12 protein-coding genes are annotated in these 14,090 nt (G+C 64.8%); 9 read left to right on the top strand and 3 right to left on the bottom strand.

Going from position 1 to position 14,090, the window contains the following annotated elements; translation table 11 throughout:
• Nucleotide 1: 1 nt before the first annotated feature.
• From acnD to NX775_RS11225, 3 genes are all read left to right on the top strand, one after another.
• A complete protein-coding gene (gene acnD, locus NX775_RS11235; protein ID WP_258836097.1) occupies nt 2–2,602 on the top strand; it encodes a Fe/S-dependent 2-methylisocitrate dehydratase AcnD in 2,601 nt (866 codons plus the stop codon).
• Nucleotides 2,599–3,792, top strand: a complete 1,194-nt coding sequence (gene prpF, locus NX775_RS11230) for a 2-methylaconitate cis-trans isomerase PrpF (RefSeq protein WP_258836096.1) — start codon at nt 2,599–2,601, stop codon at nt 3,790–3,792. The genes acnD and prpF overlap by 4 nt, the downstream gene beginning before the upstream one ends.
• 122 nt (nt 3,793–3,914) lie before the next feature.
• Nucleotides 3,915–6,515 carry a bifunctional diguanylate cyclase/phosphodiesterase gene (locus NX775_RS11225; RefSeq protein WP_258836095.1) on the top strand — a complete coding sequence of 867 codons (2,601 nt, stop codon included), beginning with the start codon at nt 3,915–3,917 and terminating at the stop codon, nt 6,513–6,515.
• Here NX775_RS11225 and xth read toward each other — a convergent pair.
• Nucleotides 6,512–7,279 carry an exodeoxyribonuclease III gene (gene xth, locus NX775_RS11220; RefSeq protein ID WP_258836094.1) on the bottom strand — a complete coding sequence of 256 codons (768 nt, stop codon included), beginning with the start codon at nt 7,277–7,279 and terminating at the stop codon, nt 6,512–6,514. The genes NX775_RS11225 and xth overlap by 4 nt on opposite strands.
• Nucleotides 7,280–7,735: 456 nt before the next feature.
• Between xth and NX775_RS11215 the strand changes: the two genes are divergently transcribed.
• The 3 genes from NX775_RS11215 to NX775_RS11205 all read left to right on the top strand — a co-directional run bounded on the left by NX775_RS11215 (nt 7,736) and on the right by NX775_RS11205 (nt 8,796).
• Entirely contained in the window at nt 7,736–8,083 is a 348-nt protein-coding gene (locus NX775_RS11215) for a phiTE_015 family protein (protein ID WP_183550317.1), read from the top strand.
• Nucleotides 8,084–8,096: 13 nt separating this feature from the next.
• Nucleotides 8,097–8,285, top strand: coding sequence for a DUF1653 domain-containing protein (locus tag NX775_RS11210; protein ID WP_258836093.1), 189 nt, complete (start codon nt 8,097–8,099; stop codon nt 8,283–8,285).
• A 124-nt stretch (nt 8,286–8,409) separates the two neighbouring features.
• The gene (locus NX775_RS11205; RefSeq protein WP_258836092.1) at nt 8,410–8,796 is read left to right on the top strand and encodes a hypothetical protein; all 387 of its coding nucleotides are present in this window, start codon (nt 8,410–8,412) and stop codon (nt 8,794–8,796) included.
• A gap of 234 nt (nt 8,797–9,030) precedes the next feature.
• On the opposite strand, the gene NX775_RS11200 is transcribed toward NX775_RS11205, so the two are convergent.
• Nucleotides 9,031–10,524, bottom strand: coding sequence for a leucyl aminopeptidase (locus tag NX775_RS11200; RefSeq protein WP_258836091.1), 1,494 nt, complete (start codon nt 10,522–10,524; stop codon nt 9,031–9,033).
• Nucleotides 10,525–10,587: 63 nt separating this feature from the next.
• On the opposite strand from NX775_RS11200, the gene lptF reads away from it, so the two are divergent.
• From lptF to NX775_RS11185, 3 genes are read left to right on the top strand one after another with little or no spacing between them, the layout of a single operon-like run.
• Nucleotides 10,588–11,742 (top strand): LPS export ABC transporter permease LptF, encoded by a 1,155-nt coding sequence (gene lptF / locus NX775_RS11195; RefSeq protein ID WP_258836090.1) that lies wholly within the window; start codon nt 10,588–10,590, stop codon nt 11,740–11,742.
• Nucleotides 11,739–12,923, top strand: a complete 1,185-nt coding sequence (gene lptG, locus NX775_RS11190; protein WP_258836089.1) for an LPS export ABC transporter permease LptG — start codon at nt 11,739–11,741, stop codon at nt 12,921–12,923. Before lptF ends, lptG begins: the two co-directional genes overlap by 4 nt.
• 11 nt (nt 12,924–12,934) lie before the next feature.
• Nucleotides 12,935–13,324: a sirohydrochlorin chelatase gene (locus NX775_RS11185; protein WP_258836088.1), complete on the top strand. Its 390-nt coding sequence runs from the start codon at nt 12,935–12,937 to the stop codon at nt 13,322–13,324.
• Between the two features lie 42 nt (nt 13,325–13,366).
• Here NX775_RS11185 and cobA read toward each other — a convergent pair whose 3' ends face one another.
• Entirely contained in the window at nt 13,367–14,086 is a 720-nt protein-coding gene (gene cobA / locus NX775_RS11180) for a uroporphyrinogen-III C-methyltransferase (RefSeq protein WP_258836087.1), read from the bottom strand.
• Between the last annotated feature and the right edge of the window lie 4 nt (nt 14,087–14,090).

Here is a 14,090-nt window from a genome sequence, read left to right as displayed (position 1 = left end):
CATGAATACCGATTACCGCACACCCCTGCCGGGCACGGAGCTCGACTACTTCGACACCCGCGCCGCCGTCGACGCGATCGCGCCCGGTGCCTACGCCACGCTGCCCTACACGTCGCGTGTGCTGGCTGAAAACCTCGTGCGCCGCTGCGCGCCCGCCACCCTGCGCGATTCGCTGAAGCAGCTCATCGAACGCAAGCGCGACCTTGATTTCCCGTGGTTCCCGGCGCGCGTGGTCTGCCACGACATCCTCGGCCAAACCGCGCTGGTCGACCTGGCCGGCCTGCGCGACGCCATCGCGCTGCAAGGGGGCGATCCGGCGCTGGTCAACCCGGTGGTGCCGACGCAGCTCGTGGTCGACCATTCGCTGGCGGTCGAATGCGGCGGGTTCGACCCGGATGCGTTCACCAAGAACCGCGCCATCGAAGATCGCCGCAACGAAGACCGCTTCCACTTCATCGACTGGACCAAGAAAGCCTTCAAGAACGTCGACGTGATCCCGCCCGGGAACGGCATCCTGCACCAGATCAATCTCGAGCGCATGTCGCCCGTGATCCAGGCGGAGCGCGGCGTGGCCTATCCGGACACGCTGGTGGGCACCGACTCGCACACGCCGATGGTCGACGCGCTTGGCGTGCTTGCCATCGGCGTCGGTGGGCTGGAAGCCGAAAGCGTGATGCTGGGCCGCGCCTCGTGGATGCGCCTGCCCGACATCGTTGGCGTCGAACTCACGGGCAAGCCGCAGCCGGGCATCACCGCGACCGACGTCGTGCTGGCGCTGACCGAGTTCCTGCGCAATGCCAAAGTCGTGTCGACCTATCTGGAATTCTTTGGCGCTGGCGCAGCGGCACTGACGCTGGGCGACCGCGCGACGATCGCGAACATGGCGCCCGAATTCGGCGCCACCGCCGCGATGTTCTACATCGACGAGCAAACCATCAAGTACCTGCGCCTGACGGGGCGCGACGATGCGACCGTGCATCTGGTCGAGACGTATGCGAAGCACGCCGGCCTGTGGGCCGACAGCCTGCAAACGGCCGAATACGAACGCACGCTGACGTTCGATCTGTCAAACGTGGTGCGCAATATCGCCGGGCCGTCCAATCCGCACAAGCGCGTGCCGACGTCCGAACTGGCCGCGCGCGGCATCTCGGGCGTGGTGGAAAACACGCCGGGCCAGATGCCCGATGGCGCCGTCATCATCGCCGCGATCACCAGCTGCACCAACACCAGCAACCCGCGCAATATGGTCACGGCGGGCCTCCTGGCACGTAACGCCAACCGCGCTGGCCTCACACGCAAGCCTTGGGTGAAAAGTTCGCTGGCGCCCGGCTCGAAGGCCGTCGCGCTGTACCTCGACGAAGCGGGCCTGAGCAAGGAGCTCGACCAGCTGGGCTTTGGCGTCGTCGCCTTTGCCTGCACCACCTGCAACGGCATGAGCGGCGCCCTCGATCCGGTGATCCAGGACGAAATCATCAAACGCGACCTGTACGCAACGGCCGTCCTGTCGGGCAACCGCAATTTCGATGGTCGGATCCACCCTTACGCGAAGCAAGCGTTCCTCGCGTCGCCGCCGCTGGTGGTGGCCTATGCGATTGCCGGCACGATCCGTTTCGATATCGAGAAGGACGTGCTGGGCCTGGACAGCGCCGGGCGCGAGATCCGCCTGGCCGACCTGTGGCCATCGGAGGAAGAAATCGACGCCGTGGTCGCCGCGAGCGTCAAGCCAGAACAGTTCCGCAAGGTCTACACGCCGATGTTCGCGCGCGTGGCCGACGATGGCGCCGCCGTCAGCCCGCTGTACGACTGGCGGGCGCAGAGCACCTATATTCGCCGGCCACCGTACTGGGAAGGCGCGCTGGCTGGCAGCCGGCCGCTGGCGGGAATGCGGCCACTGGCGGTATTGGGTGACAACATCACCACCGACCACCTGTCGCCGTCGAACGCGATCCTGCTCGACTCGGCCGCCGGCGAATACCTGGCGAAGATGGGCTTGCCCGAAGAAGACTTCAATTCGTACGCCACGCACCGGGGCGACCACCTGACGGCGCAGCGCGCCACGTTCGCCAATCCGACGCTCAAGAACGAGATGGTCAAGGATAGCCATGGCAAGGTGATGGCCGGTTCGCTCGCGCGCATCGAGCCGGAGGGTGAAGTGACCCGCATGTGGGAAGCGATCGAGCATTACATGGCGCGCAAGCAGCCGTTGATCATCATCGCTGGCGCCGATTATGGCCAGGGCTCGTCGCGCGACTGGGCGGCCAAGGGCGTGCGCCTGGCGGGCGTCGAGGCGATTGCGGCCGAAGGCTTCGAGCGCATCCACCGCACCAACCTGGTGGGCATGGGCGTGCTGCCGCTCGAATTCAAGCCGGGCGAGAACCGCATCACCCTGGCCATCGACGGCACCGAAACGTTCGATGTGATCGGGGCGCGCACGCCGCGCGCCGAGCTCACGCTGGTCATCAACCGCGCGAGCGGCGAGCGGGTCGAAGTGGCCGTCACGTGCCGGCTCGATACGGCCGAAGAAGTGGCCATCTACGAAGCCGGCGGCGTGCTGCAGCGCTTCGCGCAGGATTTCCTTGAATCGACGGTGAAGGCGGCATGATGGAATCAACCACGTATTCTCCTCAGCGCCGGATCGCCGCCACCTATATGCGCGGCGGCACCAGCAAGGGCGTGTTCTTCAAGCTGGACGATCTGCCGGACGACGCCCGCGTGGCCGGCGCCGCACGCGACGCGCTGCTGCTGCGCGTGATCGGCAGCCCCGACCCGTATGGAAAGCAGATCGACGGCATGGGCGGCGCCACGTCCAGCACCAGCAAGGCTGTCATTGTCGCCACTTCCACACAGGAAGACCATGACGTCGATTACCTGTTTGGCCAGGTCGCGATCGACAAGCCGTTCGTCGACTGGAGCGGCAATTGCGGCAACCTGTCGGCCGCGGTGGGGCCGTTCGCGATCGCGGCAGGCCTGGTCGATCCGGCGCGCGTACCGCACGACGGCGTGGCCGTGGTGCGCATCTGGCAAGCCAATATCGGCAAGACCATCCTCGCGCACGTGCCGATGGCCGCAGGCCAGGTGCAGGAAACGGGCGACTTCGAGCTTGATGGCGTGACCTTCCCGGCGGCCGAGGTGCAGCTCGAGTTCATGGACCCGGCCGCCGAGGAAGAGGGGGGCGGCGGCGCCATGTTCCCGACCGGGAATCTGGTCGATGAACTCGACGTGCCCGGGGTGGGCGTGCTGCGCGCCACGCTGATCAACGCGGGCATCCCGACCATCTTCGTCGAGGCCGGGGCGCTGGGCTACGATGGCACCGAGCTGCAGGACGCGATCAATGGCGACCCGCGCGCACTGGCCGTGTTCGAGACGATCCGCGCCCACGGTGCGCTGCGCATGGGTCTCATCGCCAGCATCGACGAGGCAGGCAAGCGCCAGCACACGCCGAAAGTTGCGTTCGTGGCCAAGGCGGCCGGGTACGTGTCGTCGAGTGGCCGGCAAGTGGCGGCCGGCGAGATCGACCTCCTGGTGCGCGCGCTGTCGATGGGCAAGCTGCACCACGCGATGATGGGCACCGCAGCAGTGGCGATCGGCACGGCTGCGGCGATTCCGGGCACGCTGGTAAACCTGGCGGCCGGCGGCGGCGAGCGCTCGGCGGTGCGGTTCGGTCATCCGTCCGGCACGCTGCGGGTGGGCGCCGAAGCGGTCCTGGAAGACGGGCAGTGGCGCGTGGCGAAAGCCAGCATGAGCCGTAGCGCGCGCGTCCTGATGGAAGGCTGGGTGCGGGTGCCCCGCTAGTGTCGCTTTCTCGTCGCGCGAGGCTGGAGTAACGGGCTGTTTCCGGGTTATGATTGACCTTCATTGGTTGCTAATTGGCAACTCGCCGGATCATCATAACCAACAGCTTGCCTGCCTCGACGATGGATGGATTTTCGACCCCGCACGTTCCTGATGTACCGTCCCCCGGCGCGCCGGCGCGTGGCTTAGTGGGCGTGCGCCGCACGGTGCGCGAACAACGCGCGATCTTCCAGCACGCTCCGGTCGGCATTGCCGTCACCCAGCCCCACCAGATTCGTTCATTTAACCCACGCCTGGGCGAAATGTTCGGCTATGCGCCGCATGAAGTCGATACCATTTCGCTGCCGGACGTGTGCCAGTCGCCCGAGGCGTATCAGGCACTGGCCACCGAAGCATTCACCGTGCTGGGACGGGGCGACATGTTCGAAAAGAGCGAGCAGCAGTTTCGGCGCCGCGATGGCTCGCCGTTCTGGGCGCGCCTGCGCGGCTGCTCAGTCGAACCGGGCGACCGCAGCGCGGGCACGATCTGGATCGTCGAGGATGTAACCGAGGCGCGCCAGGCGGCCAGTGAAATGCAGGCGATCATGACCAACGCATCGATCGGCGTCATGTTCACCCGCAACCGCGTGATCCGGCGCGCCAATCCCGCCTTCTGCACGATGTTCGGCTATGCCGGCGATGAGCCGATCGGCGTGTCTACCCGCGTGCTGTACCCGGACGAAGAGGCGTACCGCGCGCTGGGCGCCGAGGCGTATCCGCAACTGGCGGATGGCCGGCCGTTTCGCACCGAACGCATCCTCGTGCGCAAGGACGGCGCGCCGGCCTGGGTCCTGATGATCGGCTACCAGGTCAATCCGCTCGACCCGGACAAGGGCACGATCTGGATGCTCGAAGACCGCACCCGCGAAAAGGGCGACGAGCAGTCGCTGCGCGAGGCGCTGATGGAAAACCGCGCGATCCTGAATAATGCGGTGCTGGGCATTGCCGTCGTCGAGAACGGCCGCACACTGCACTGCAACCGCAAGATGGAAGAGCTGTTCGGCGCGCCGCCCGGCGGCATGGACGGCGCACCGGTACGCGAACTGTATCCCGACCAGGACAGCTGGCTGGCGGCGCGCGCCGTATCCGAGACGCAGTTCGCCACAGGCCAGGCCCACATGGCCGAGCATGAAATGGTACGCCGCGACGGCACGCGCTTCTGGGCGCGCCTGTCCGGGCGCCTGTTCGACGCCGCGCTCACGCGCGGGCGCAGCGTCTGGCTGGTGGACGACGTGACGGCCCAGCGCGAAGCGGCCGATGCCGTGCGGCGCGCGCGCGACGAGCTCGAAGTGCGCGTGGCCGAACGCACGGCCGAACTGGCTGGCGCCAATGCGCTGCTGCAGGAAGAAATCAACGAGCGGCGCCAGGCCGAGGCGCGCGTGCACCACATGGCCTACCACGACAGCCTGACGGGCCTGCCCAACCGCGCCATGCTGTCGGACCGGCTCGATGCGGCGATGCGCAGCGTGGCTAGCGGCGACGAAGCGCACAAGGGCGCGGGCCTGGCGCTGATCTTCCTCGACCTGGACCGGTTCAAGACGATCAACGATTCACTCGGCCACCTGGTGGGCGACCAGCTGCTGTGCGAAGTCGCGCGCCGGCTGGTGCGCTCGGTGCGCCCGGGCGACCTGGTGGCGCGGCTCGGGGGCGATGAATTTGTCGTGTTGCTGCCCGGGGTCGAGGAGGGTGCCGCTGCTGCCGCGGTCGGCGACGCGATCATCGCGGCGCTGGCCTCGCCGTGCGCCATCGAAGGCCGCAGCCTGCACATCTCGCCGTCGATCGGTATCTGCCTGTATCCGCAGGACGGCGGCGACGTCGATACGCTGATGCGCCATGCGGACGCTGCGATGTACCAGGCCAAGGCGGCGGGCCGCAACAACTACCAGTTTTTCACCGAGCGCATGAACCAGGCTGCGGCGCGCCACTTCGACCTTGAATCGAGCCTGCGCGGCGCGCTGGCGCGGGGTGAATTCGAGCTGCACTACCAGCCGATCATGTGCACCGCCACGCGTCGCGTGCACGCGCTCGAAGTGCTGCTGCGCTGGCGCCGCGGGGGCAGTGAACTGGTGGGCCCGGACGAATTCATCCCGATTCTCGAAGAGAGCGGCATGATCATGGCGGTGGGCGAGTGGGTGATCCGCACCGCGTGCACGCAGAACCAGTTGTGGCGCAGCGAAGGGCTGGACGTCGTGCCGCTCGCGATCAACCTGTCGGCGCGCCAGTTCACGCACCATGGCCTGGTCGACTCGATCCGCGGCATCGTGCAGGACACCGGCATCGACGCGGGTCTGGTGGAATTCGAGATCACCGAGACGGCCCTGATGCAGCATGGCGGCCAGACGCTCGAGACGCTGCGTCAGATGAATGCGATGGGGATGTGCCTGTCCATCGACGACTTCGGCACGGGGTATTCGAGCCTGGCCTACCTCAAGCGGTTCCCGGTACGCAAGATCAAGATCGACCGCGCCTTCGTGCGCGAGCTGGAAGTGAGCGCCGAGGATCGTGCGATCGTGGCGGCCGTGATGGCGCTGGCAAACAGCCTGCAACTGGCGGTGGTGGCCGAAGGCGTGGAGACGGAAGGGCAGTACGCGCTGCTGCGCTCGTTCGGCTGCGAGTTCGCGCAGGGCTATCTGTTTGCGCGGCCGTTGCCGGCTGCGCAGATCGGCAGGTTGCTGGCCGGTTAGTCGGCCAGCGTCGCCACCACAGGGGCATGGTCCGACGGCTGCTCCCATTTGCGGGTCTCGCGGTCAATGTGGCATGCGGTGCAGCGCGCGGCCAGTGCGTTGGACAGCAGGATGTGATCGATGCGCAGGCCGCGGTTGCGGCGAAACGCCATCTGGCGGTAATCCCACCAGCTGTACTGCTTCTCGGGCTGCTCGAACAGGCGGAAGGCGTCGGCCAGGCCCAGGGCGATGAGCGCCTGCAGCGCGTCGCGCTCGGGCACCGAACAGTGGATCCGGCCTTCCCATTCGGCCACGTCGTGCACATCGCGCGCCTCGGGCGCGATATTGTAGTCGCCGAGGATCGCAAACTGCGGATGCGCGGCCATCTCGGCCGCGACCCAGGTCTGGAGTGCCGCCAGCCAGGCCAGCTTGTAGGCGTACTTGTCGGAGCCGACTTCCTGCCCGTTGGGCACATACGCACAGATGAAACGCACGCCGCCGATCGTCGCGGCCAGCAGGCGCTGCTGTGGATCGTCGAAGTGCGGATTGTTGCGTACCACGTCCTCGATCGGCAGCTTGGACAGGATCGCTACGCCGTTGTACGTCTTCTGGCCTGAGAACGCGACCTGGTAGCCGGCGGCGTTGAGTTCGGCGACGGGGAACTTGTCGTCCGTCAGTTTGGTCTCTTGAATGCAGAGCACGTCAACAGGATTGGTGTCCAGCCATTGCAACAGATGTGCAAGGCGAACTTTTAAAGAATTCACATTCCAGGTGACAATTTTCATCGGTTTATCTACAGTTAACGTTAGAAGTTGCTGGTAACTCAAGTGTGCGCGAGCGAATTGCTTGCCAACAGGCTATTATTAACGAAATTACCGGATTGATTAGGTCTCGGGCATGAAATAACGATAGAGTTATGAATGCTGGGTTGGTATAATTACAACACCTGATGACACGATTCATTGGTAGCTTTCCAAAAAGTATTGCCCGATTTGGCCTTCAAGACTATAACTAGTCGGGTCCGGTACTTGTCGCAAAAAGCGACAGCATCGAGGGATTGCTTTTTGGTAATAATAAAATTGCGTAGGTGCAACTTTCATTGTACCATTGGCTGGTCGCGATGTAGCGTTGGTCGACAGCTCACACAGTTGTTTCAAGCCATCGACGTGCGCTAGTGGTACTATTGTGAAATATTGCGTTCAGGAGTTCATCATCCTGGCGCAGAATTGAAAAGGACAGAAATGCGCAGTGCATTTGAAGCATGGGCCCAGCGTGAAGGCCACATCGTTCGCCGCCGCGAAGACAAGCCCGAGGAATACCTCGTTTTCGAAACCCAGCGTCGTTGGGTGATCTGGCAAGCTGCTCTGGCGCATGGCGCCAAGACCGCGGCCGATTCGCCATCGAAGTTCGGCAAGGATGGCAGCCCTGTGCCAGCCATCGCACCCGACGAAGCGGCAGTGCGCAACAGCGTGCTGAACGAAGTCCTGGACGCCTTCAGCGAACTGGACGAGACCGCCGGCATGGAAGGCGTGCTCAAGGTCATCCAGGGCCTGAAGAAAAAGCAGAAGGCCGAGGCCGAAAAGGTCTGACCCGGTCTGCCGGATGCGTTACCGCCACTACAAGGGCGGCATCTACGAGCTGGTGTGCGACGCGCTGCTGGAATCCGACCACACCCCGGTCATCGTGTACCGGGATGAGGGCGGCGCCGTCTGGGTGCGTCCCCGCGATGCTTTCTTCGATACCGTCACGGTCGACGGCGCCACGCACCCGCGTTTCGCGCCGCTCGACTAATCCCACCTCAGTATTTGCGCGCCGCTGCCGTTAAAGAAGCATCCGCTTCTCGATGGTTGCCATGTCGCCTCTATTCCGCCCGCTTGTCCTGTCCGCGCTTGCCCTGTTAGGCGGCTGCGCGACCATGTCCGATTCCCCCATGCAGCAGCTTGAAGTGCGCACGGTGCTCGATTACCGCGAGATCGGCGGGGTCGGCTGCATCCTGAGCAATGACGCCGGCCGCTGGTATGTGATCGCCCCGGGCCGCGTGACCGTCACGCGCAACAAGGGGCCGCTGTCGATCAGCTGCAAGAAGCAGGGCGTGGCCATCGCCGCCGAGACCGTGCAGGCGCAGCTCAATACCAGTAACCTCGTCGGCAATCTGGTGACGACTGCCGGCATCGGCCACTATGTCGACCGCTACTCGGGCGCTGGCTACGACTACCCGGCCACGCTGACCGTACTGATGCAGCCAGCAGAAAAGTCCGCCGCCGCGGCAGGCGCCGAGCCGGTGGCAACAAGGATGTTCTGATTTGGATTGCGCAAAGCCGCAAAGCCGGGGTCAGGTCTGACATTCGGACACGATCTCGACAATCGGTAGGCGAAACTGGCTGGCACAGGGCTATGCCAATACCGGGCAAGGCACCATCTGAAATGGCTATGGCTGAGGTCGTGTCCGAATGTCAGACCTGACCCCCGCTGTGTGTGCCGGTTTGAGATGAAAAAAAGCCCCGCATGCGGGGCTTTTTCACGATGCGTGGGGTGTTTACACGCGATTCATCAGGAACGTGGTCAGCAGCGGCACCGGGCGGCCCGTGGCGCCCTTGGCGGCGCCCGACTTCCAGGCGGTGCCGGCGATGTCGAGGTGGGCCCAGGTGTACTTGCGGGTGAAGTTCTCCAGGAAGCAGGCGGCCGTGATCGATGCGGCGCCCGGGGTGCCGATATTGGCCAGATCGGCGAAGTTCGACTTGAGCTGGTCGTTGTAGATCTCGCCCAGCGGGAAGCGCCAGGCCGCGTCGCCAGCCTGCTTGCCGGCCGTGAGGAGTTCGTCGGCCAGGGCGTCGTGCGCGGCGTCGTCGCGGGTGAACAGGCCGCTCGTGTGGTGGCCCAGGGCCACGATGCAGGCGCCCGTCAGCGTGGCGATGTCGACCACGACGGCCGGGTTGAAGCGCTCGGCATACGACAGCGCATCGCACAGCACCAGGCGGCCTTCGGCGTCGGTGTTGAGGATTTCAATCGTGGTGCCGTTCATCGCCGTGACAATGTCGCCCGGCTTGGCCGCGCGACCCGATGGCATGTTCTCGCAGGCGACGACGATGCCGATGACATTGAGCTTCAGACCCATCTCGCCGATGGCGCGGAAGGTGCCCAGCACCGAACCGGCGCCGCACATATCGTATTTCATCTCGTCCATGCTCGGACCCGGCTTGATCGAGATGCCGCCCGAGTCGAACGTGATGCCCTTGCCGACCAGGACGACCGGTGCGTCGTTCGGCGCGCCGCCGTTGTGGCGCAGGACGATGAACTTCGGCGCTTCTTCGCTGCCGCGCGCCACTGCCAGGAAGCTGCCCATCTTGAGCGCTTCGAGCTGCTTGCGTTCGAGGACTTCAAGGCCGAAGCCGAAGTCGTCGGCGAGCTTGCGCGCCGTTTGTGCCAGGTAGGTCGGGGTGCAGATGTTCGGCGACAGGTTGCCCAGGTCGCGCGTGAGCTTCATGCCATTGGCAATCGCCGCGGCCTGCGCCAGTGCGGCCTTGGCGCTACCGGCGTCCGGCGTGGCGATGACGACCTTGCGCACGCCAGCGGGTGCCGGTTCTTTCTTGCTTTTCTGTGCGTCGGTACGGTATTCGGCGTCGCTCGAAGCGAGTACCAGTGCCTGCAGCGCCCAGTTTGCGTCGCGTTCTTTCACGCTGTCGAGCGGGAATGCGATAATGGCGTCCGTGGAACCCAGCGTGGCGAACATTTTCAGGGCGGCAGTCGCGCCCGTGGTGAAGCTTTTCTGGGAAACGATCTCGTCAGCGCCCAGGCCGACGAGCAGCACGCGCGCCGCAGTCACGCCCGCAACGCCGCGCAGCAGCAGGGTCGAACCGGGCTTGCCGCTGATGTCGCCGGACTTGACCGCCGCGCTGATCTCGCCATTCACGTCGAGTGCTTTTGCTGCAGCCGACAATTTTTTATTTTCGAACACCGCCACTGCTACACAGCCGGTCTTCGCCGCTGCCAGGGTGTTTTTTGTGTCGAATGCTTTTATGCTAAAGTCCATTTGGTTCTCCGATTCGTTGTTCGCGGCGGACTGCCTAATCTGCAATTATAACGACTCTATTGAATGATCTTCCGACGTTCCCTGCAACGTGAGTTGGCAAGCGCCGCTGGCGCGACCTTCACGGTGCTGTTTTCCATTCTTGTAACCTGGACGCTGATCGCCATTCTTGGCCGCGCGGCGGGCGGCAAGGTCGCGTCCGGCGACGTGCTGTCGCTGATCGTGTTCCGCAGCGCCGAGCTCCTGCCGATCATCCTGATCCTCACCTGCTTCATCGCCGTCGTCGCCGCTGTCACGCGCAGTTATCGCGATTCCGAAATGGTCGTCTGGTTCGCCTCCGGCCAGTCGCTGCTGGCATGGATCCGGCCGGTGCTCACGCTCGGTTTGCCGATGGTGTTCGTCGTGGCCGCGCTGTCGCTGGTCGTCACGCCGTGGGCCAAGATGAAGAGCGCCGAATTCGTCGAGCGCTTCCAGAAGCGCGAAGACCTGCAGCGCGTCGCGCCGGGCCAGTTCCGCGAATCGAGCTCGAACGACCGCGTGTTTTTTGTCGAGCGCAGCGCCGAAGGCACGACCGTCGTGCAGAACGTGTTCGTCAACAGCGTCAGCGGCAACACGCATTCGGTGGTAGTGGCCAAGCAGGGCGTGATCGAATCGGACGGCAAGGGCGGCCAGTTCCTCGTGCTCAGTAATGGGCGCCGCTACGAAGGCATCCCGGGCCAGGCCAACTTCCAGACGATGGAGTTCGAGCGCTACAGCATGCGCGTGGCCACGCAGGCGCCGATGCTCGGCGCCGACATTCCGGTGGCGGCGTTGTCCACGCCCGCGCTGCTGCTCGCGCCCAACCGTTTTACGCAGGCCGAACTGCTGGCGCGCATCGCCGCGCCGATCACCTGCCTGATCCTGATGCTGCTGGCGATCCCGCTCGGCTTCGTCAACCCGCGCGCCGGGTCGTCGGCCAACATGATCCTGGCGCTGCTGATCTTCTTCACCTATAACAATCTGGTGCGGCTGTCCGAAGCCAGCGTCAAGCAGGGCAAGGTCGCCTTCGCGACGGGCTGGTGGCCGCTGCACCTGTTCGCGCTGCTGTGCGTGGCGGGCCTGTTTGCGTGGCGCCTGAACGTGAACCACCCGTACCACCCGCTGGTCATGCTGAGCGCCTTCAAGCGCCGCCTGCGCAAGCCGCAGCCGCTGCACAAGCGTGACGAGGCAGCCGTCGAATGAAAATCCTCCAGCGCTACTTCGCAATCAATATCTTCCAGGCGGTGGCCTTCGTGCTGGCCGCGTTCCTGGCGCTTGTCGCCTTCATGGACCTGACCAGCATCCTGCCATCGGTCGGCAAGAATGACTTCGGCATGCAGCACGCGTTTCTGTACGTGTTGCTGCTCGTGCCGGGCAATGTGTACCAGGTGATGCCGGTGGCCGCGCTGATCGGCACCATCTACACGATGGCGCAATTTGCCTCGAGCTCCGAATTCACCATCATGCGCGCCTCGTCGATGTCGACCCGGCATGCGGCCTGGATGCTGTTCAAGATCGGCGCCATCTTCGTGGTGGTGACGTTCATTTTCGGCGAGCTGATCACCCCGCGCACGGCGCCGATCGCCGAGCGCATGCGCCTGACGGCCAAAGGCGGCTCGGTCTCGGCCGAGTTCCGCTCGGGGATGTGGACCAAGGACAGCGTCCATGAAAACGGCGTGCGCGGCACCATCACCGGCTCGCGCTTCTTCAACGTGCGCCGCATCGCGGCCGACGGCCAGCTGGAGGACGTGCGGCTCTACGAATTCGACAACAATATGCGCATGCGCTCGCTCGTGACGGCGGCGCGCGGCACCTATGGCGGCAACAACACGTGGCGCCTGACGGATGTGACAGAAACGATGTTCACCAACAGCCGCGAGTTGCCAGCGCCCGGTTCGGCCGTGCCGGAGGGACAGACCATCCAGAGCACGTATGGCCAGGAAACCGCGGCGATTGCGACGCGCAAGCTGGCCACCTACACGCTGGCGTCCGAGATCACGCCGAAGATCCTGTCGGTGTCGCGCTCGGATCCCGAGCGCATGTCGGCGGCCGAACTGGCCGTCTATACGCGCCACCTGGCCGAGAACAAGCAGGAGACCGAGCGCTTCAAGGTCGCGTTCTGGAAAAAGGTCATCGACCCGTTTTCGATTTTTGTCCTGATGGCGCTGGCGCTGCCGTTCGCCTACCTGCACACGCGCAGTGGCGGCGTGAGCCTCAAGATCTTCATCGGCATCATGATCGGCGTGAGCTTCCTGCTCATCAATTCCCTGTTCTCGCACCTCGGTGTGCTGACCATCCTGCCTGCGTTCTTCACGGCGCTGGCGCCCAGCCTGTTATTCCTGCTCATGGCGCTCGGTGCGCTGTGGTGGGTGGAGCGACATTAAGCATGACAAGCATGACGACAATGAAACGTGGCCTGATCCTGTTTGCCCACGGCGCGCGCGCCGCATCGTGGGCGGTGCCGTTCGAGCGCCTGCGCGACCAGACGCGCGAGCGTGTGGCCGGGGCGGTCGTGGAGCTGGCATTCCTGGAACTGATGACGCCGAGCCTTCCCGATACCATCGACGCCATGCGCGCGCAGGGCATCGACGATATCACGGTGGTGCCGGTGTTCTTGGGAAAGGGTGGACATTTGCTGCGTGATTTGCCTGCACTGTGCGACGAGGTGCGCGCGGCGCATCCGGCCTTGACGCTCAATGTCGCCGGCGCCATCGGCGAAGATCCGGGCGTGCAGCGGGCAATGACGGATTACTGCGTCAATTCGTTGGGTACGGTGTCAATGTAGCAGGTAGGGTGGACGGATTCTCCGTCCACGCGTTCAACGACATCAATCCGGCTGGTGCTCGCGCCGCGCCAGGGCTTCGCCCATCATCACCAGCACCGGCCCGTGACCGGGCTCCAGCCCGCGCGCCAGGTCCGTCAGCGTCAATCGCAGGATGCGTTGATCGACGCGGCTGCAATTTTCCACCACGACCACCGGCAGATCGGCACGTCGGCCCTCGGCCAGTAACCGTTCTGCAGTGGCCGCCGCTTCACGCCCGCCCATGTACTGAACCAGCGTATCGGTTTCAGGGAGGGCAGGATGATCCGGTTCATCGGGCGCGGTACTCGACGTGAAGAACGCCACGCTGCGCGCCACGCCGCGTTTGGTCAGCGGCTGCTTGGTGGCCGCCGCGGCAGCGACAGCAGTGGTAATCCCCGGTACGACTTCGACCTCGATCCCTTCGGCTTCGAGTGCCCGCAATTCTTCATCGGCGCGCCCGAACAGCATCGGGTCGCCGCCTTTCAGACGCACGACCAGCGCGTACTTGTGCGCGCACTCGACGATCTGGCCATTAATCACCGTCTGCGCCATCGACCGCTGGCCCGAGCGTTTGCCGACCGAGATTTTGTCAGCCCGCTCGCACAACGCCAGCATCTCGGGCGTGACCAGCGCGTCGTACAGCACCACATCGGCGGCTGCCAGCAGGCGCGCGCCGCGCACCGTGATCAGGTCGGCCGCGCCGGGGCCTGCTCCCACCAGATAGACTTTGCCCAGTGCCGCCATACCG

It is taken from the genome of Massilia aurea (assembly GCF_024753205.1).
In the GTDB taxonomy this organism is placed as follows: domain Bacteria; phylum Pseudomonadota; class Gammaproteobacteria; order Burkholderiales; family Burkholderiaceae_D; genus Telluria; species Telluria aurea.
This window is presented reverse-complemented; position numbering and strand designations above follow the sequence as displayed.

Excerpts from the sequence above, each read along its gene's own strand:
- cobA (WP_258836087.1), bottom strand. The coding sequence starts at position 14,086 with ATGGCGGCACTGGGCAAAGTCTATCTGGTGGGAGCAGGCCCCGGCGCG.
- NX775_RS11200 (WP_258836091.1), bottom strand. The coding sequence starts at position 10,524 with ATGGACTTTAGCATAAAAGCATTCGACACAAAAAACACCCTGGCAGCG.
- NX775_RS11225 (WP_258836095.1), top strand. The coding sequence starts at position 3,915 with ATGGATGGATTTTCGACCCCGCACGTTCCTGATGTACCGTCCCCCGGC.
- NX775_RS11185 (WP_258836088.1), top strand. The coding sequence starts at position 12,935 with ATGACGACAATGAAACGTGGCCTGATCCTGTTTGCCCACGGCGCGCGC.
- NX775_RS11205 (WP_258836092.1), top strand. The coding sequence starts at position 8,410 with ATGTCCGATTCCCCCATGCAGCAGCTTGAAGTGCGCACGGTGCTCGAT.
- lptG (WP_258836089.1), top strand. The coding sequence starts at position 11,739 with ATGAAAATCCTCCAGCGCTACTTCGCAATCAATATCTTCCAGGCGGTG.
- acnD (WP_258836097.1), top strand. The coding sequence starts at position 2 with ATGAATACCGATTACCGCACACCCCTGCCGGGCACGGAGCTCGACTAC.
- NX775_RS11210 (WP_258836093.1), top strand. The coding sequence starts at position 8,097 with ATGCGTTACCGCCACTACAAGGGCGGCATCTACGAGCTGGTGTGCGAC.
- xth (WP_258836094.1), bottom strand. The coding sequence starts at position 7,279 with ATGAAAATTGTCACCTGGAATGTGAATTCTTTAAAAGTTCGCCTTGCA.
- prpF (WP_258836096.1), top strand. The coding sequence starts at position 2,599 with ATGATGGAATCAACCACGTATTCTCCTCAGCGCCGGATCGCCGCCACC.
- lptF (WP_258836090.1), top strand. The coding sequence starts at position 10,588 with ATGATCTTCCGACGTTCCCTGCAACGTGAGTTGGCAAGCGCCGCTGGC.
- NX775_RS11215 (WP_183550317.1), top strand. The coding sequence starts at position 7,736 with ATGCGCAGTGCATTTGAAGCATGGGCCCAGCGTGAAGGCCACATCGTT.